Raw genomic sequence first — 19,265 nt, forward strand, 5'->3', positions numbered from 1 at the left:
TATTAAACAAAGAAAAATTGATATACATACAATATAACGATGGAAATAACGATACTTAAATTTGTTGCCATTCCTACAATTGGCAATGTCTTATATTTAAATGTAATAGCATATGATAATACTGAAACACCAATAGGTAATAACCAACCAATTAATAACGTTGTTTTAATCATTGGATCATCAACTGGTAAGAAGAAATGCACGAGTAAGCCCATTAATAATCCAAATCCATAATGGAATAATAAGTACTTAACAACGATTGGCAAGTATGCTTTTTCTATTTTAAAGTTTAAAAATAAACCAAGTAATATCATAGAAAGCGGCATATTCGCATTTGCAATCACTTCAAAGAAATCTATCGCTTTTCCAGGAATTTTAATACTCATTATATTTAATATAAACATAAGCATATATGTCATGAGTGGAACTGTCTTAAATAAATTCAACACCATTTTTTTGAAATCAAATTGATCTCCACCATCATTAAAGTAACTTCCTACAAAGTAAGTTACACCGAACATAATAATTGCTGTACCAATGTCTAACATACCAAAGTATAGCAACCCGTTTTCTGGCCAAATTTGAGCTACAAGTGGATAAGCAAATAATCCTATGTTTACAGATGCTGCCATCATGCCAACTGTACCTCGAATTTGGTTATTATACTTTTTCTTGAACATCCATATAACTAAAAGCTTTGCGATAACTCCATATAAGAGCATCAATATAGGCAACCAACCTAGAGATAAATCTAAATCAGACCCATTTAAATTTACTATTACTAATGAAGGTAAAGTAACATTTAATACAAGTGTTGCTAGCACATTGCCATCCGAGGCTTTAAAGAATTTCATTTTCTTTAATACGTAACCTAAAGCAATTAATAAAATTATCATTATAAATTTTTCTGTCACTTTATCACTTCTTTCATCAAACTCACATTTATATATATTAACAATTGTTTAAATTCTATGCACACTTTTTGTTTGAAATATTAATAATTTATACTAAAATTAGTTTAGTTATCCTTAACAATATTATCAAAGCTTACGTTCAAAACTTTGTCTAAATCATGTGGATTTAGTTCTATTTGATATCCTCGCTTACCTGCACTTATTATAATCGAGGATAGTGATTCAGCACTTAAATCAATTACAGTTTGAAATGATTTTTTCATGCCTATTGGTGAACATCCACCTCTTACATATCCAGTTACTTTTGTAAGTTGTTCTAATGGTAGAAGCTCAATTTTCTTCTGTCCAACAGCTTTGCTTGCTTTTTTAATATCTAAATGTTCAACTACAGGTATAACAAAGACAAAATATTCACTTTTGTTGTTCATAAATATAAGTGTTTTAAATACTTGGTTTTCTGGCTTCTGAATTAAATTAGCCACTTGATGACCATCTAAATGTTTTTTTCCTATTTTAAATTCATGAGTATGATAAAATATATTATATTGATCAAGAATACGCATTGCGTTAGTTTTTACTTTTTTCAATTTATCACCTACTTCAATGATAATTTTAATTTAAAAGGAGTGTTTAAAATGGATTTAAACCAACAACTTTCTGAACTAAAATATGATTACGTACGTATACAAAATGATTTAGAAAAAAGAGAGTCTACTGGTCATGCAACTGATTTATTAGAAAAACAACTTGTTCAAATAGAAGAAGAAATCAGCAAAGTACGCTCTCAATTAAATCAAGATTAACGAAAGGAAAACATTATGTTAATTCTCATACTTTTATTATTTACCCTTACTTATCTTATTATAAGTTATTTAAGTATATATCAACTACATACAATGCTTACTCAAGCTTTAAGATTCATAATGGGACTCATGCTTATAGTATTTCTTGGAAGTATCGTGTTTGGATTCTCCATACAAATTTGGTGGATTGTAGCAGTTCTTGTTTGTTTAGTCATTAACATAGAAATTACAGCATTCAAATATCGAATTAAAGATAAAAAAGCAACCAAGTTATTGAATTATATGACAATATTCATACTTATTATTTATGTCATATTATTATTTATTACTTTTTAGAATGACATTGTGAGTGGGACAACGAAATCTTTTTTATAAAATTAGATTTCTGTTCCACTCCTTTTTTATTTATATAAATGAGCAAGTTCTTGTAACCTTGAAGCACCTTCTGACAATGCTGAATCACTTAAAGCTAATGATATTCTTACATAGTTCTTCCCATTATCACCAAACGGAATGCCTGGTGCCACTAAAATGGATTGTTCTTTCAAGAGATATTCGACGAACACTTCTCCATCATAATTAGGAGGAGTCTGTAACCATAAGAATATACCACCTTTCATTGGTTCAAAAGGTAAATTGGCTTCTCTTAAAGATGCTTCAAATTTATTTCTTCTGTTTTTAAAAATTTCATTTTGCTTAATAAGAAAATCATCACATTCATTTAAAGCGACCGTACTAGCATCTTGTAAAGCACCAAACATACCAGCATGAGTATGTGTTTGATACTTTTTCAAGGCAGCTATCATTTCTTTATTACCTACTGCAAATCCAACCCTATAACCTGACATATTATAACCTTTAGACAGCGAATATACTTCTATTGCAGTGTCTTTTGCACCTTCTGACTGAAGAATACTTGGATTTTTCTTATCAAATCCAAATGCACTATACGCAAAGTCATGTACGATATTCGTTTGACTATTCTTAAATCTATTGATAGTATCATCAAAAAATTGTTTACTAGCTACAGAACCAGTCGGATTGTTTGGATACGTTAAATAAATAAGTTTTGTCTTATCTATAATTTCATCCTCTACATTATCCCATATAGGTAAGTAGTGATTTTCAGAAGTTAATTCTAAAGAATACGGCTTGGCTCTAGCAAGTAATACACCAGCTAAATAATCTGTATATCCTGGATTTGGCAATAATACATAATCATCAGGTTCAACAACACAAAGAGGTAATTCAACTAATCCATTTTTCGTACCAAACAAAATACATACTTCCTCTTCTTTATCTAACGTCACATCATAATGCCTTTTATAAAAATCAACGATAGCTTGTTTAAAAGCATCTTTACCATGAAATGCACCATATTTTTGATTTTCAGTTTTTTGAATAGCATTAATAAACTCATCAACAATAACTTTAGGTGTTTCACCATCAGGTATTCCTACAGCCATATTTATAAGAGGTAGTGGACCATGTTCAACCTTACGCCCCATTGTCTTTCCAAAGTAACTGTCTGGTATTTCTGATAATAGTTTTGATATCGGCACAGTAACGACTCCTCAAAATTAAAATTTTCTGACTAAAATTGTATATGAATATATTCTATCAAAGTATGAAAGTCGTACAAGCTTTTTCTTATTAACGTACTAAGAAATAAATAATAGAAAATATAAAACCTCTCAATCCAGCAAGCGGATTGAGAGGTTAAAGTTTAGTCTATTTGTTCTTTAGAACCTTTAAATATTTTCTTTTTAAATTTCATAATAATTTCATAAGAGATTGGTACTACAAGTAAAGTTAAAATTGTAGATGAAATTAATCCACCGATTACTGTAATTGCTAATGCTTTAGAAATTAATACTGAACTACCTCCACCAAATAATAGTGGCACTAGTGCTCCTATTGTAGCGATTGCAGTCATGAGAATAGGTCTTAAACGGGTACCAGCCGCTTCAATTAATGCTTCCCTTGTTGACATTCCTGCTTGTTCCATATTAATTACTCTATCAATTAATACAATAGCATTGGTTACAACGATACCGATTAACATCAACATACCGATCATACTTGGTACTGAGATCGTTTCTTGAGTTACTAATAGTCCGACGATTACACCAATTATAGATACTGGTAATGAGAATAATATAGCAAATGGTGCTAATCCACCTTTGAATGTTAATACAATAACTAAGTAGACAATAAGAATTGCTGCCGCCATTGCCAATACTAACTGTTCTATTGCTTCATTAATATCATCATTCGTACCACCAACATTTAAATCTACATCAGAAGGTGTATCGATATTTGATACTTTTTGATTTACATCTGTTGTTACTTTTGCAACATCATCTGCTGTAATTTTAGCATCTACAGATACTGAGATTTTATCATTTTCTCTAGTAATTGTATCCGGTGAAGTTGTTTTTTCTAGTGTTGCGATATCACTCAATGTAACATCTTTTCCTAATGGTGAAGTGATTTTTGTATCTTTCAACTTCTCTTCTGACCAATCTGTTTCTTCTTTCTTAGTCAGTTTTACATCAATAGACTTACCATCATCATTTAATTTAGTTACAACTTTATCTTGAGTTGTTTGATTAAGCGTCATTGCTATTTGACCTGCGGATAGTCCTAGCTTACTCGCTTTATTTTGATCCACTTTTACATCGTATTGCTCGTATGACTCTGAAAGGTTTGAACTAACATTTTCAACACCTTTAACTTTCTTCATTTCATTTTCAACATCTTTAACTGTTCCTTCTATTGATTCTGTAGATGGTCCAGAAACATTCACTGAAACTTCATTAGCTGTTCCACCAGTTGAAAAGTCTTGTTGTTTCCATTCACCTTTATGGTTTAATGAGCCTACATGGTCCATTACATCTTTACCAACTTTATCCCAATTAGGTGTGTCTTTATCATACTTCACCATTAAAGCCATATCATTTTTAGCAGATGGATTGAATGGATTTTCCCCACCTACACTGTATTGTACAAACTCTACATTTTTATCTTTTGATAAATATTTCTCAGCTTGTTCTCCATTTTTTATTACTTGTTCTTCTTTCTCACCTGGAGATGGTTTATATGTGAGAGCTAACATTTTGTCTTCGCCTGTATCAATGAATGATTTACCTATATAAGGTGTAAATACAAGTGCAATACTTGCAACTACAAGTACTATACTCAATAAGATAACTAACCATTTATGATTTAAATTCCATTTCAAAATACCTTTATATTTATTCGCTAACCACTGACCTTTTTCTTTCTTCGCCTTTTTAATACCATTTCTAAAGAATATGTGTGATAACACAGGTACAATAGTTAATGCTATAAGCAGTGAAGCTAATAAACTAAATGCAACTGCTAAAGCAAATGGTCTAAACATTTCACCTATTTGACCTGTTACAAATGCTAATGGTAAGAACACAACTATTGTAACGATAGTTGAAGACATGATTGGAATAAACATTTCTTTTGTTGCACTTGTTATGAGTTTACTACCTCTTAATGTTTCACCTTTATCTGACATTCTCCGATATATATTTTCTATAACAACAATGGAATCATCTATAACTCGTCCAATTGCAACTGTTAATGCTCCTAATGTTAAAATATTGAGCGAAACATCCATTGCCTTTAATCCTATTAATGCCATTAATAATGACATTGGAATTGAAACCATTGCTATAATGGTAGACTTAATATCTCTTAAGAAGAATAAGATAATAATAACTGCCACGATTGAACCAATTAAAGCTTTTTCTACCATGGTAGACACTGAATCTTTGATCGTAGATGCTGTTTCCATTAACTGAACAGATTCTATATTTTTATGATCTTTTTTATATGCTCCTACTTCTTTATCTACGTTATCTACTACGTCTACTAAGTTTGCATCAGTTGCCTTTGTAACTTGTAATGCTAATGCATCTTTACCGTTTGTTTTAGAGATTGAGTCACGTTTTTTCTCTTTTTTCACGTCTGCAATGTCTGATAATTTAACAGATGGGATACTTGGAGATGCGCTTGATTCTTCATCACCTGATTGACTAGCTTGTTGTGCTTGACCTGCATCACCTTGTGAAGCTTGTTGGCCTCCACTAGACGCGCCACCAGTCATTGGAATTTCTAAATCATTTAATGCTTTTATTGAAGTAAATCTACCATCAACTACAATAGATTTTAAATCATCACCAAAAGTATATAAGCCCAGTGGTGATTCTTTTGTCGCACCATCAATATATTGTAGTACTTCATCTTCACTCATGCCGCGTTTTGTTAATTCATTTTGATCAAATTCTAAATTGACTTCTTCTAAAGTTTGACCAGATAATGAAACACTCTGTACACCATCAACTTTTTCAAGCTTCGGAATTAAGTCTGATTGCATTTGTTTTGTAGCTTTTTCTAAATTATTGTTCTTATCAGAAATAGAGTAACTTACGACTGGGAATGAATACATAGACATTCTACTCATGTCAGGGTCTTGTACACCTTCTGGTAAATCAAGTGCCTCTAATTTCTTTCTTAATTCTGTTTCTGCTTCATCCATGTCTGTTTGGTATGTATATTCTAACGTAATTGCTGAAGCATTTTCTAAAGATTGACTTGTTACATTTTGTACACCTTCCAGATTTTGTACTTCTTTCTCAACTGGTTCAGTTACATTCTCCAAAACACTTTCAGGCGTTGCTCCTGGATAAGGTGTTGTAACTGTAATAACAGGTGTCGTTACATCCGGTAATAACTCTAGTTTCATTTTAAAAGCTGAATATATTCCACCAAGCAATATAATAATCGTCATTAACAAAATTGCGAACTTATTATTCAGCGAAAACTTAATCATTTTTTGGACCACTCAATTTCCTCCTATTTCTACTTTTGTAAATTATTTTATATTAAATTTCATTGTAATAACACCTTTACAGAAAGAAAGCACTAAAATTTAAAGTTTTAGTGCTTTTAATCTATATTAGTTTCTTTTGATTTTCTTTTCTATTTTTCGCTTATAAGTTGTAAAAGCTGGCTTAACCTTTTCTATTGCTGTATATAATGGTCTGTTCAGTACATAATCGAACTCACCAATCTTCTCACTTAAGTATGTTCCCCATACTCTCTTGAATGCCCATAAACCATAATGTTCGTGATCTTGATCTGGGTCGTTGTCTGTACCACCAAAATCAAATTTATCAGCACCTTTTTCTTTAGCAAAACGCATCATTTCGATTATCATACGGTGATTTGGTAAAAACTCACGATATTCATTAGATGAAGCTCCATATAAGTAATACGATTTCTTACCGGAGAAGATAAGTATTCCACCAGATAAATAAACACCATCTGGCTTTTTCTCTTTTAATTCTTCCATTTCTTGAATACGCTTTTCGTAATTACCTAATTTTTCATCAGCATCATTCAATTGGTTAACAACTTTTTTAGTTTGTCTTCTACCTTCAAGTTTTTCTTTTTCTTCTAATAATGCATCTCTTTCTTTAAATAAATCCTCCAACACATTATCAGGTACAACTTTCACTAAAAATAGTTCACAGTCTCCATCAGGATGTAAGTGATCATAAATATTCTCAAAATAAGACACATCTCTCGTTAAGAAGTTGTCTCTTTCTCCTGTTTCTTCCATGATTTGAGCGAAGATTTTTAAATCATCACGATTCCCGATAATTAACTCTGTTCCTCGTTTTAAAGAGTTTCTTACACGTGAGCGATTTCTTTTATCAAAACTTTGCATTAAATCTTCTTCAGATTGATCAATTTTAGTAATCATTGTCATACGTGGTTGAATATAAGTCTTACTTAATCCATCTTCAAATCCTTTATGTTCAAATCCTAAAGAAGTTAAATACTCAAGTACGCCTTCTGATTGGTCCACTTCTATATCTGGATCAATTTTGATTGCATAACTTTTTTCATGTCTTGCCATCTCTTTAGACAATTCAAAAAGTACTTTAACAGAAGTTTCGTCTTTATAATCCACAACAAATCCTCTAGATATATAACATAAAGTATATGGTAATTTTGGTACTTTTTTAAATAATAGTTGTGCAACTCCTGTTAACGTTTCGCCGTCACCAACAGCAATACGACGAGAATACCAACCTGTAAGCTTTTTGGATTCTGCCCACTTTGTAAGTTGCAACATATCACCATTTGGATGTTGCTTTACAAATTCATCATGTTGCTCATGAGTGATATTCATTTTCTTTATCGTCATTTATAAATCTCCTTTTTATCAATTCGTCTCTCAATTATACAATGAAACATACTACAATTTCACGCAAAAGCCCATTATTTGTTATACTTGTTTCATAAACCATACAGTTAGGATTGAAATACATGAGACAATTATTTCTATCATTTTTTATTATCCTAAATATTATATTGATTATCATTAGCCTTAACTTTGATGTCACTATTAATTATTTAAGTTATCGTATTATAGTTGTAGCTTTTACATTCTTATTAAGCATCGTATTTATACTTGAAAATGCTCGAAAATCCGTTTTATTTATAGCCATTCTCAGTACTATTATAGCATTAATCCATTTATCACTAATTATTCAAAGTGTTTACGTTAATGTTTATGCAAATTAAGTTTAAATAAATAATACGCGCCTTTTAAAAAATGCGCGTTTCTTATCTCTATTACGTTGTTCTAAAAACTCTACTATTTATGAAATATAATATTATCAATAAAATAGACACAATAATAATCGTAAACACATAAGGAAATACATCCTGTTCTCCTCTAATCCCTACTAACGGTGATACTAAGCCACCAAATAAGAATTGAGATAATCCTAATAAGCTAGCTGCACTACCTGCCCCGCCTTTATTGTTAGCCATAGCAATCGAAAATCCAGTCGTCCCAATTGCTGAAACCGGACTAACTAGAATAAAGAATCCAATTATTAACAGCCATAGTGGCCATCCATTTATCAAAGTTATTGACACAATGACAACACCTACTATTTGTATCATACCGAATAAACGCATTAATAAGTGTTCATCATAATAATCAACTAGTTTATTAATGACTTGTCCTGATAATATTAATCCAAGTCCGTTAAAAGCAAACATCCAACTAAATGCGAGTGGTGAAATATGATATACAGACTGTGTGATAAATGATGAAGCGGATATGTAACTAAAAAGTAATGCATATGTACAACCTTGAATAAATAAAGGTAATAAAAACTTTGGACTTTGTAACAAGTTTTTAAAATCATTTAAAACTTCACTTATTCTGCCTGATGAACGTTTCTCTTCCGGTAAAGATTCCGTTAATTTGATTGATGACAAACTAAACATAATTAATCCAAACACTGTCAAAAGAATAAACACCATTTTCCAAGTTGAAAATGATAAAATAACGCCTCCTAATACTGGCGCTAATATCGGCGCTACACCATTCACTAACATCAATATAGCTAAAAATTTCGTCAGTGCTTTACCTTTATATAAGTCGCTTGATATTGCCCGGGAAATAACCGCTCCAGCTCCACCTGTAAATCCTTGAATAAATCTAAGTGCCATCATGATGTATATATTCGGTGCAAACACACATAAAACTGATGCAATCGTATAAACAATTAAAGCAACCATTAGTGGTTTTTTTCTTCCAATAAAGTCTGAAAGTGGTCCGACAAAGACTTGTCCAATCGCTAGACCAATCATAAATAATGTTAATGTTAACTGAGTATTAGAAGTTGTCGTATCAAAGTCGTGACTAATTTCAGGTAACGCTGGTAAATACATATCAATCGAAAATGGCCCAAATGCTGTTAATAAACCTAAAATCACTATTAAAAATAGTGAGGGCTTTGTCATCTTTTGTTCATTCATGAAATACGCTCCTTTTATCACTCTTACCTTTCATTATATGCTTATCAAAATTCAAAAGGCAATGTAAATATAATCAATTATTAAATTGCTTTACTTTCACTATGTCATCATTCAAAATATAATAAGAAACTTAGAATCGGAGTGGAATCATGAACATCTTTTTAACTGGTGCAACGGGTTTTGTAGGTGCTGAATTAATAAAATCACTTTCAAAAGATGCACAGAAACATTTTTACATTTTATACAGATCTGAACAGAAAAAAACATTACTATTAGAAAAATTAGACCCTCAATTTCATTCAAGAATCCATTTTATTCACGGGGACATTACAAATGAATTTTGTGGAGTTAATGATCAAGTCATAAGTAATTTACCTCAAATGGATAAGTTTTATCACTTAGCTGCATTAGTCAAATTCAACTTTGAATTAGCAAATGAACTTTATCAAATCAACTACATTGGAACAAAACATGCTTTGGATTTAGCTGAACGATTACATACTAAACATTTTATTTATGTATCAACAGCCTATACAGTCGGAGAGAAAAACAAAGCCGAAGAAACATTACATTCACTTGAGTCACCTACACATAATCCATACGAAGCTACAAAAATAAGAGCAGAACATATCGTAGCACAACGAGAAACGATGGCAACTTCAATTATTAGACCAGCCATTGTTATAGGAGACTCTAAAACTGGAGAAGCAGATTCAAACTTTACTTTATATGGCTTTATGAAAGCATTAAAAGTTTTCAAAAGAAAAATAGAAAGACAACATGACAACAAAATTTATAGACTGTTTGGAAATGCGAGCCATACTTCAAATTTTGTGCCAGTCGATTATGTTGTTGACGTATTAACTGTAGCTAGTGATTACGCTGAAAACCATAAAATATATCATGCTACAAATAATCATCCACCATCGAATGAATTTATATTCCAAACAATAAAAAAACATTTAGACTTTCAACAATTAGAAGTTGCCCCACTTTCTGAAATCAACACAATCACAGATGATGAAAGAGTGCTTAATAGTTTTATTGATGTATTTGCGCCATATTTCTCGAAATCAATAGAATTTAATGATGATAATACAGCAGCAATGATGCAAAAAGCAGGACAAAGCACTTTAAAACTTTCTGAAGATACATTAGATATGATAATAGGAAAGTATTTTAATAAGTAGTCGTTGAAGATATCAGACAGAATGATATATGTATTGAACAAAAAGCTCGCCAATCCGTTATTTACAGTATACGGATTGGCGAGTTATTTATAATGTAAATTATATACTTTTTATCCACCTATATAATTCATATTAATTTTATTATTTTTACGTCTTGCAACAGTGGCTTCTGTACGTTCATCTGAATATTTATCAGCTCTTATATTCCACAAATGTTTCAAAGTAGCCAATAATTCAACATCTGTTTTATCGCTGCGTAGTTCCGACTTAATGTCATATCCATTTTTCTCAGCGAATAGACATCCATAAAATTTACCGTCTGAAGAAATTCTTGCTCTCGTACAAGAGGAGCAGAATGATGCTGACACACTTGTTATTAGCCCAAATTGGGCATGATTGTCTTTATGACGGTAGTAAGTTGCAACTTCACCGAAATAACTTGAATCAACTGGTTCAATATCAAATGATGATTCAATTTTATTCAGCATTTCTTTTTTCGTCACCACTTTATCAAAGTTCCATCCATTATCGTTTCCTACATCCATAAATTCAATAAATCTCACAATGATATTTTTATCTTTAAAATATTGTACAAGTGGCAATATTTCTTGGTCATTAACACCTTTTTGAATAACAACATTAACTTTGACTTTCAGACCAATACTTGTTGCGTAATCTATTTGTTCAAGTATTTGAGAAGCGGATATATTACGATTATTTATTGATTTAAACAAGTTATCATCTAATGCATCAATACTAACATTGACCCTTCTTAATCCCGCATTATACAAATTCAAACCATGTTTTTTTAACAAAAGGCCGTTTGTCGTTAACCCAATATCTTCAATGCCCTCTATGTTGTTTAATTCTTGAATCAATTTATATAAATTACGTCTTAGCAGTGGCTCTCCACCAGTAATTCTAATTTTTTGAACACCTAAAGAACTATACAATTTAGAAAGACGTACAATTTCTTCAAAACTTAACAATTCTTGTTTAGGTAAAAATACAAAATCATCACCAAAAATTTCTTTTGGCATACAATAATCACAGCGGAAATTACAACGATCAGTAACGGAAATTCTTAAATCCCTAATCGGTCTTCCTACTTTATCTTTGATAGGTTGATTCATCGTAACGCCTCCTTACCTAAACAATAGCTAAAGTTCGTTTTTTTCTAGGTCTTCAATGTAATTAATATTTTGATACCAGTTTGTTGGATCATTAACAAATTCTACATTTAACCACTGTGAAGGCTTATTTTGATATATTTTTTTCATTCTAAATTCTTCTTGATCTAGAGCATCTTTAATATCCTCTTCTACACGGTGACTGTAAAATGCTAATGTCGGCATCTTTTTACCATCAACTTCATATCCAGCAATATCTAACTGTTCTTCCATTACGCGCGAAATAAAAAATTGATACAAATAACTTATTGCTTTTTCTGTTATTTTTGGTGTATCACATGCAATAACAAAGTAGCATTCTGTATCATACTTCTTCATCACGCTGTAAATACCTCCTAAAGGTCCATTGTTCTCATACTCAGGCAAATCTACTACAATGTCTTGATAGTTGTTAAAAGAATCTTTTAAATCATCACTAGAACTTATGACAACTTTTTCGAATAAATTAGTTTGATTTAAAGTTTGAATGATTTTTTCGTAAAAGACTTCTCCTTCTATTGTAGCTAATGCTTTTGGTGAACCAAATCTACTGGATTTTCCTCCAGCTAGAATTATTGCTATCATTTTCTTTTTACCCTCCACTGACTGGTGGAATAAGTGCAACGATATCTTTATCAGATACAATAGCAGTATCTTGCACAAATTCCTCATTTACAGCAAGTTGAAAAGTTTCAGTTTCTAGTTCAGGATGCTTTTCAACTAAATATTGCTTAAATTTTAACACAGAGTAGTCATTGTTAAGAGAGATTTGCTCCTCATTTGTGTTTACTATTTCTTTTAAATGAGCAAAATACAATACTTTCATCATTCACCCTCCATTTTAATTGAAGAATGGTATTTTTTTTGACTTCCTTGCCATTCTTCTCCATCTTCCCATATTTCTTTCTTCCAAATGGGTACAATTTCTTTAATTCTTTCAATCGCATATTCATTTGCTTCGTACGCATCTTGTCTATGCGGTGAAGAAACGCTAATGACAACAGCAATATCAGAAATTTGTAACTCCCCAATTCTATGTGCTATCGCAACAATCGTTCCTGGCCATTTTTCATATATTTCATCACCAATTTGTGACAATTTCTTCTCAGCCATTGGTATATAAGCTTCATATGATAAATATTCTGTTTTAATACCTTTAGTCCATTCTCGAACGTGACCTGTGAATACAACTACTGCGCCTTGCTTCTCATTTAACGTCCATTCTCTATATTGTTCAGGATTGATAGGATCGTTAACAATTTCAAACTGCTTCATTTGTTCACCTACTCTTTTTCTATCCAATTTTGAAACCAGTCAATAAATGATTTGTTTTCCTTTTTATCAAAAGCATTTAGTATATAAATGACATTTTGCAGTTCATGCTCTAACCCATTTTCCCCATTTTGTAAAAGTACTTTTGGAAATTTCTCGTGTTTAAATCCCTCAATCAACAGTATATCTGGTTCAATAGATAAATCCTCATCTATTATCTGTTGTAGTGATTTATCTACTTTAGTAACTCTTTCTATTAATTGTTTACCTAATACAATGCTTTCCTCTGCACCACTTGATATGAATGATAAACTATCAACTTCTTTATGGTTCATTGAAATATCTTCTATACCATGGCCATGATGTTTGATAGTAGATACAGTCATTTTATTTTCATGACAAACTTTAATTAATTCATTTATTAAAGTTGTCTTACCACTATTTTTATATCCTACTACTTGTAATTGTTTCATAGATTTAATTCACTTTCATATGATAGATGATCGGTTAGTAATACTTTTACAGTATCACCTTTAGCATACCCTCTTGTTCCACTAGGTAAAATAATCATACCGTTACTATTTGCAATAGCGACAATTGCATTAGATTTATTGAAACCAGATGGCTCTACATATACACCTTCATTAGTGAAATGAGCCTTACCTCTTATAAATCTCGTAAACGGGTTAGCTTTCTTAAAATCTTCAGCAAGTATAGCATCAATAATAACCGGGTAAACTTCTTGAGCTGCCATCATTTTCTGGATAGTCGGCTTTGTAAACAATTGAAACCCTGAATAACATGCAGATGGATTACCAGACAAACCAAATAATATATTATGGTCTTTATAAGCTACTGTTGTTACGCTTCCCGGTCTCATTTGTACTTTGTTAAATAATACATTTGCACCGATAGCTTCATAAACTTTAGGTAAGTAATCAAAATCTCCTACAGATACACCACCAGTTGTAATCACAATATCATGCTCTGACATTGCTTTTTCAACTATATCTATACATCCTTTGAGATTATCTTCTTGTATTTGATATGTAGTTGCTTCAATGTTAATCCCTCTACATAATGATTCAATCATTGGACCGTTTGAATTTCTTATCTTTCCAGGTTCTAAAGGTTCATTTGGACCTACTAATTCACTTCCAGTTGCAATAATGGCAACTGTTGGTTTTTGATAAACTTTCACATTTTGATATCCAAATGTAGCTAAGACAGCAATGACTCCACTATTAATAAGTTTACCCTTGTTTAATACAATGTCATTTTCTTTACATTCTTCACCTTTAAATGCGATGTTTTCACCTTGTTTAAAAGACTTGCGTATCGTAAATCCTTTTTCATTTTCTGTCGTTTGCTCGAACATTACAACTGCGTCAGCACCATTTGGTATCGGTGCTCCAGTCATAATTCGAACTGCTTCGCCATTTTTTATTGTGACATCTGAAGCTGTTCCTGCTCCAATATGATCTATAACTTTAAATTGAATTCTATTATTACCATTAGCTCCTTGTGAATCTTTACTATTAATAGCAAAGCCGTCATAAGGTGATTTATCAAATCTAGGTATATCATACCTCGCTTTTACATCTTCAGCTAATATAGAATTTAAACTTTGTTCAATTGGTAACGTGCTTACTTCTTTATGTTTCACTATTTTTATAACACGTTCTATCGCTTCTTTAACAGGTATTGGTGTTCGCATTTCAACAGCCATTTATTAGCACTCCTTGTCATTTTTTCTTTGCTTACATGTTATAATATTTTTAAGAAAGGATGATTATAGTGTCTGATTTTACACATTTTAATGAGCAAGGCCATGCAAAAATGGTTGATGTCTCTAATAAAGAAACAAGCACGCGTATTGCAATTGCAAACACTAGTATTAAAGTTAATCAAACAATTTATAACCAAATACAAAACGCAACAAATAAAAAGGGCGATGTACTCGGTACTGCACAAATTGCAGGTATTATGGCTGCTAAAAATACGAGCCAACTTATACCGATGTGCCATCCACTCCAATTAACCGGCATTGATATTTCATTTGACTGGGATAATGATAAGACATACACATTAAACATCTCTGCTACTGTTAAGACCAAAGGCCAAACAGGTGTAGAAATGGAAGCATTAACTGCTGCTAGTGTTACTGTTTTAACAATTTATGATATGTGTAAAGCTGTTGATAAAGGTATGATAATCGGCGAAACATATCTATCACATAAATCTGGTGGCGTTAATGGCGACTTCAACCGACAATAATTACTTATTAAGCTCATGTACTAAATGATTGATTTCTTTAGTGATGAGCTTTTCCATTGCCAACTTGACAGCACCTGTTGATCCTGGGATGGATATAATGACTTGTCTTCCTTTAGTTCCAGCAATTGCTCTCGAAAGTAATGCTCTAGATCCTACATCTTCTGTATAACTTAAGTATCTAAATATTTCTCCAAAACCTTCAATTTCTTTATCTAATAATGGTTTAACCGCTTCTATCGTTACATCTCTTTGACTTATACCAGTTCCACCAGTAGTTATGATGACATCAACATCTGTATTCAACCACTTATTAATTTGATTTTGAATTTGTATGATATCATCTTTAACAATTTTATAATGATCGTTATGAACCTCAACGTTTAAATTTTTCAAATGTTGCTGAACAAGCTGGCCACCTTTATCAGTCTCTTTCGTTCTCGTATCACTCACAGTCAAAATAGCTACATTTATATTTCCGTCTATTCTATCAATGACACTCATCCCAACATCTCCTAACCAAACATATTCTCTACAAATTGTCTTCCGTCTTCTACTGAATCAATATCATGAATTAATAATCTCCCATTATTAAAAGCGACTACTCTATGATCATCATATAAATATTGAATCATATATGCATTTGATCTATGCAATAATCCATTCTTTGCTATAAATTTCTCAATTGCTGGACGGTTTAGCTTTTCATTAATATATTGAACCGTATGACGTCCACATAATTCAGTAATTTGTTGTTCTGATGCAGAAAGTTTAGAATATGTCGGATGATCACCACAAGTTTCACAATCATTCCGTCTCATTTGATCAAAACCAAATGTTTGATGCTCTCCATACCATACGTCTCCGTATGTGATTTTAGGTGTAAATTCAAATCCTGATAATATTTTTAAACCATCTGCGACTTGTAAGCTCGTAGCCATCGTTACAGCAGGATTTATTACGCCCACTGTGTCGCATGTTCTATTGATAACAGGTAATTGAGGGAGTACACAATCAAAGCAAGGTGTAACGCCTGGTATAAATGTAGCTTGAACATATGTTGATTCTAAACATGCACCGTATATCCAAGGTATGTTCATTTTATAAGCAAAGTCATTGATTATCAGTCTAGTATTAAAATTATCTGTTGCATCGATAATGATGTCAGAATATCTCGCTACTTCTTGTAATAACTTTGCATCACATTGAGCGATATAAGTTTTTATTTGAATGTCTTCACGTATCTTTTTTAAATGTCTTTCTGCAGCAACAACTTTAGGTAACATTTCTTTAATATCTTTTTCGACAAATAAAGTTTGTCTTTGTAAATTAGATGATTCTACATAATCTCGATCGATAATGTTTAATCTATTTACGCCTGATCTTGCAAATTGTTCCGCAACATGTGTGCCTAAAGCACCCATTCCTACTATAGTGACATTACTCTTTTCTATTTTTTCTTGTCCTTGTTCTCCAATTTTATCGAATAAAATTTGACGAGAATAACGTTCGTTCATTTTTATCAACCTTTCACGAATCTCTTTAACTCTATTATAGAATGAAAGCACTTTATCCTCAATTAATAGAGAACCTACTCTTACTTAAAAGAGCAGGTTATACTATTATAATATCCTTTTTTCTATTTTTGTCATATGCATCATTGAGATAAGTGCAATTATTCCAGTTAAAGCTAACAAGAAAAATGCTAAATGATTTGAACCCATAAAGCTTGTAACGAACGAAATGATTAAAGGCGGGAAGAATCCACCAAGCCCTCCCATCATAGATACGACACCATTAACAACGCCTGCTTCTTTATTGAAATATGTAGGTACAAGTTTGAAAATCAAACCATTTCCAATACCGGCACAAATACTGATAGTTAAACATCCAATCGTAAATAGTAAAATATTATGTGCTATCGAAAGTATTAAAGCTCCTGAGATCATTCCAATGAAGAAAATTTTAAGAACATTTAAAGCGTTAAATTTATCGCCTAACATTCCCCCTATTGGTCTTAATAAAGTTGCTATAGCTATGAATACACCTGTTCTAATACCTGCGTCTACTTTATCTATTTCAAAATGATCAACTAAAAAGTTTGGTAAAAATAATCCAAATGCTACAAACGAACCAAAAGTGATAAAGTACCAGAAACTAAAGTAATGAAGCTTATAATTATTTATAACTTGTTTAGTTTGTGACACCATTGGTATTTTAACTTTAGGTTCATCTTTATCACCAAAAATAAACATTAACACTGCAAATAGAGCCATAATGATTAAATATAATTGCACAGTATGTTGCCAACCTATCGTACCAGCAATAGGTGGTGCTAAAAATGAAGAAACAGCTGTTCCTAAATTCCCCATTCCATATATACCATTCGCAAAACCATGTTTTTCTTTAGGATAATATTTAGGAATAGAAGTTACACCAACTGAAAATACTGCTCCACCAAGACCGATGAAGAAACCAGCCACCATTAAACCAGCTGTTGATTGCGCTTGACTCAAATAAAATACTGGAAATAATAAAATAACAAAACTGATTAAAAAGACTAGTCTAGAACCTAATAAATTTGTATAGTATCCAATTGGTATTCTCAAAAAGGAACCTAATATAACTGGTATCGCTAAAATAATTGCTTTTTGTCCTTCTTGCACATTAATGTCTTGCGTAATGTAAGGCATTAAAGGTGCTAATATACTCCAAACCATAAAACCTGCCATTAAACTCAAAGTTTGAAGCGGTAACTGAACTTTGCCTATGTTGTTTCTCATCTCTTTTCACCCTTTTTTTCATTTGAACTTTATTAACGTACATTTCATGCTAATTGTAGGCCATTTGTGAAAAGATGCACATAAGGATATACCCTTAGAAAAATAAGTAAAATCCCTATATTACAAATGAGGTAAATTTCGTAATTTAAGCAAGGTTAAATTCATAACTTCTTTTGAGTTTATATTATATGGCCTGCGTGCTTATCTGCAATTTTGTCTAGATTTGTTAATTATAAAACTACATAATTTATTAATAAAAAAAGCCAGACGACTATGACGATATTAAATCGTTAGTTGTCTGGCTTATTCAATACTTTTTAAAAGTCTAATAATTTTTTCTTCATAGCATATTCAACGAGTTCAGGACGAGATTTTAAATCTAGTTTGTCCATAATGCGTGCTTTGTGTGCTTCTATCGTTTTGACTGAAACAAATAGTTTTTCAGCAATTTCTTTATTTCCAAATCCTTTTGCAATTAAAGGAAGGATCTCTAATTCTCTTTGAGATAATATTTTAAATGGATCAGAATGATGCACGCCATCTTGTTTAGGATTAACTAATTCATTTACTAATGAACTTGTAACTTTTGAATCTATATACATGTTTCCTCTATGAATTGTTCTGACTGCATTTATTAATTCTTCATCTGGCGCATTTTTTAATATATAGCCTTTTGCACCACTTCTTAGAACATGGAATAAATATTCTTCATCATCAAACATCGTTAATATTAATATTTTTGTATTTTTAAAATCATCCGAAATCTTTCCTGTCGCTATTAGACCTGATTCTCCTGGAGGCATGCTCAAATCCATTATTAGGACGTCTGGTTCATGTTTTGCCACCATTTGATATGCTTCTATCCCGTCAGCAGCTGTAGCTACTACTTCCATATCTTCTTGATAATTTAATATCATTGAAAAACCAGTTCTCACTACTGCATGATCATCTGCAATTACGAGTTTCATGTTTCTTCCCC

20 protein-coding genes are annotated in these 19,265 nt (G+C 31.6%); 4 read left to right on the plus strand and 16 right to left on the minus strand.

Annotation, left to right across the window (positions count from 1 at the left end):
* Nucleotides 1-2: 2 nt before the first annotated feature.
* A complete protein-coding gene (locus tag LQ668_RS02915; protein ID WP_078356968.1) occupies nt 3-914 on the minus strand; it encodes an AEC family transporter in 912 nt (303 codons plus the stop codon).
* Between the two features lie 104 nt (nt 915-1,018).
* Entirely contained in the window at nt 1,019-1,501 is a 483-nt protein-coding gene (ybaK, locus tag LQ668_RS02920) for a Cys-tRNA(Pro) deacylase (protein WP_107509247.1), read from the minus strand.
* A 48-nt stretch (nt 1,502-1,549) separates the two neighbouring features.
* On the opposite strand from ybaK, the gene LQ668_RS02925 reads away from it, so the two are divergent.
* Nucleotides 1,550-1,717, plus strand: a complete 168-nt coding sequence (locus LQ668_RS02925; RefSeq protein WP_016911506.1) for an SE1832 family protein — start codon at nt 1,550-1,552, stop codon at nt 1,715-1,717.
* Between the two features lie 15 nt (nt 1,718-1,732).
* Entirely contained in the window at nt 1,733-2,053 is a 321-nt protein-coding gene (mspA, locus tag LQ668_RS02930; protein ID WP_078356970.1) for a membrane stabilizing protein MspA, read from the plus strand.
* A 65-nt stretch (nt 2,054-2,118) separates the two neighbouring features.
* Here mspA and LQ668_RS02935 read toward each other — a convergent pair whose 3' ends face one another.
* The 4 genes from LQ668_RS02935 to LQ668_RS02950 form a co-directional block, all read right to left on the minus strand.
* Nucleotides 2,119-3,279: an aminotransferase class I/II-fold pyridoxal phosphate-dependent enzyme gene (locus LQ668_RS02935; RefSeq protein ID WP_107509246.1), complete on the minus strand. Its 1,161-nt coding sequence runs from the start codon at nt 3,277-3,279 to the stop codon at nt 2,119-2,121.
* A 164-nt stretch (nt 3,280-3,443) separates the two neighbouring features.
* The gene (locus tag LQ668_RS02940) at nt 3,444-6,596 is read right to left on the minus strand and encodes an efflux RND transporter permease subunit (RefSeq protein WP_107509245.1); all 3,153 of its coding nucleotides are present in this window, start codon (nt 6,594-6,596) and stop codon (nt 3,444-3,446) included.
* A 114-nt stretch (nt 6,597-6,710) separates the two neighbouring features.
* Nucleotides 6,711-7,961, minus strand: coding sequence for a lipid II:glycine glycyltransferase FemX (locus tag LQ668_RS02945; protein WP_078357094.1), 1,251 nt, complete (start codon nt 7,959-7,961; stop codon nt 6,711-6,713).
* Nucleotides 7,962-8,398: 437 nt separating this feature from the next.
* On the minus strand, nt 8,399-9,598 hold the full coding sequence (locus LQ668_RS02950) for a putative multidrug effflux MFS transporter TcaB (RefSeq protein WP_078356974.1): 1,200 nt from the start codon (nt 9,596-9,598) through the stop codon (nt 8,399-8,401).
* Between the two features lie 149 nt (nt 9,599-9,747).
* Here LQ668_RS02950 and LQ668_RS02955 point away from each other — a divergent pair, with 149 nt between their 5' ends.
* Complete coding sequence (locus LQ668_RS02955) at nt 9,748-10,788, plus strand: SDR family oxidoreductase (protein ID WP_107509243.1); 1,041 nt, start codon at nt 9,748-9,750, stop codon at nt 10,786-10,788.
* 110 nt (nt 10,789-10,898) lie between these two features.
* Here the strand turns inward: LQ668_RS02955 and moaA are convergent, their stop codons facing one another.
* From moaA to LQ668_RS02985, 6 genes are read right to left on the minus strand one after another with little or no spacing between them, the layout of a single operon-like run.
* Nucleotides 10,899-11,921 carry a GTP 3',8-cyclase MoaA gene (gene moaA / locus LQ668_RS02960; RefSeq protein ID WP_239775895.1) on the minus strand — a complete coding sequence of 341 codons (1,023 nt, stop codon included), beginning with the start codon at nt 11,919-11,921 and terminating at the stop codon, nt 10,899-10,901.
* A 27-nt stretch (nt 11,922-11,948) separates the two neighbouring features.
* Complete coding sequence (gene mobA / locus LQ668_RS02965) at nt 11,949-12,542, minus strand: molybdenum cofactor guanylyltransferase MobA (RefSeq protein WP_078356977.1); 594 nt, start codon at nt 12,540-12,542, stop codon at nt 11,949-11,951.
* A 7-nt stretch (nt 12,543-12,549) separates the two neighbouring features.
* Nucleotides 12,550-12,783, minus strand: a complete 234-nt coding sequence (gene moaD / locus LQ668_RS02970) for a molybdopterin converting factor subunit 1 (RefSeq protein ID WP_078356978.1) — start codon at nt 12,781-12,783, stop codon at nt 12,550-12,552.
* The gene (locus tag LQ668_RS02975) at nt 12,783-13,232 is read right to left on the minus strand and encodes a molybdenum cofactor biosynthesis protein MoaE (RefSeq protein ID WP_078356979.1); all 450 of its coding nucleotides are present in this window, start codon (nt 13,230-13,232) and stop codon (nt 12,783-12,785) included. The genes moaD and LQ668_RS02975 overlap by 1 nt, the downstream gene beginning before the upstream one ends.
* A gap of 8 nt (nt 13,233-13,240) precedes the next feature.
* A complete protein-coding gene (gene mobB / locus LQ668_RS02980) occupies nt 13,241-13,702 on the minus strand; it encodes a molybdopterin-guanine dinucleotide biosynthesis protein B (RefSeq protein WP_078356980.1) in 462 nt (153 codons plus the stop codon).
* Nucleotides 13,699-14,958 carry a molybdopterin molybdotransferase MoeA gene (locus LQ668_RS02985; RefSeq protein ID WP_107509242.1) on the minus strand — a complete coding sequence of 420 codons (1,260 nt, stop codon included), beginning with the start codon at nt 14,956-14,958 and terminating at the stop codon, nt 13,699-13,701. Before LQ668_RS02985 ends, mobB begins: the two co-directional genes overlap by 4 nt.
* Before the next feature lie 68 nt (nt 14,959-15,026).
* Between LQ668_RS02985 and moaC the strand changes: the two genes are divergently transcribed.
* Nucleotides 15,027-15,506: a cyclic pyranopterin monophosphate synthase MoaC gene (gene moaC / locus LQ668_RS02990; RefSeq protein WP_107509241.1), complete on the plus strand. Its 480-nt coding sequence runs from the start codon at nt 15,027-15,029 to the stop codon at nt 15,504-15,506.
* On the opposite strand, the gene LQ668_RS02995 is transcribed toward moaC, so the two are convergent.
* The 4 genes from LQ668_RS02995 to nreC form a co-directional block, all read right to left on the minus strand.
* Nucleotides 15,507-16,007 carry a MogA/MoaB family molybdenum cofactor biosynthesis protein gene (locus tag LQ668_RS02995; RefSeq protein ID WP_078356983.1) on the minus strand — a complete coding sequence of 167 codons (501 nt, stop codon included), beginning with the start codon at nt 16,005-16,007 and terminating at the stop codon, nt 15,507-15,509.
* Nucleotides 16,008-16,018: 11 nt separating this feature from the next.
* Nucleotides 16,019-17,020: a ThiF family adenylyltransferase gene (locus LQ668_RS03000; RefSeq protein ID WP_078356984.1), complete on the minus strand. Its 1,002-nt coding sequence runs from the start codon at nt 17,018-17,020 to the stop codon at nt 16,019-16,021.
* Between the two features lie 105 nt (nt 17,021-17,125).
* A complete protein-coding gene (locus LQ668_RS03005; protein ID WP_078356985.1) occupies nt 17,126-18,286 on the minus strand; it encodes a nitrate/nitrite transporter in 1,161 nt (386 codons plus the stop codon).
* Nucleotides 18,287-18,603: 317 nt separating this feature from the next.
* On the minus strand, nt 18,604-19,254 hold the full coding sequence (gene nreC / locus LQ668_RS03010) for a nitrate respiration regulation response regulator NreC (protein WP_078356986.1): 651 nt from the start codon (nt 19,252-19,254) through the stop codon (nt 18,604-18,606).
* Between the last annotated feature and the right edge of the window lie 11 nt (nt 19,255-19,265).

Source organism: Mammaliicoccus sp. K-M42, assembly GCF_022386375.1.
Lineage (GTDB): Bacteria > Bacillota > Bacilli > Staphylococcales > Staphylococcaceae > Mammaliicoccus > Mammaliicoccus fleurettii.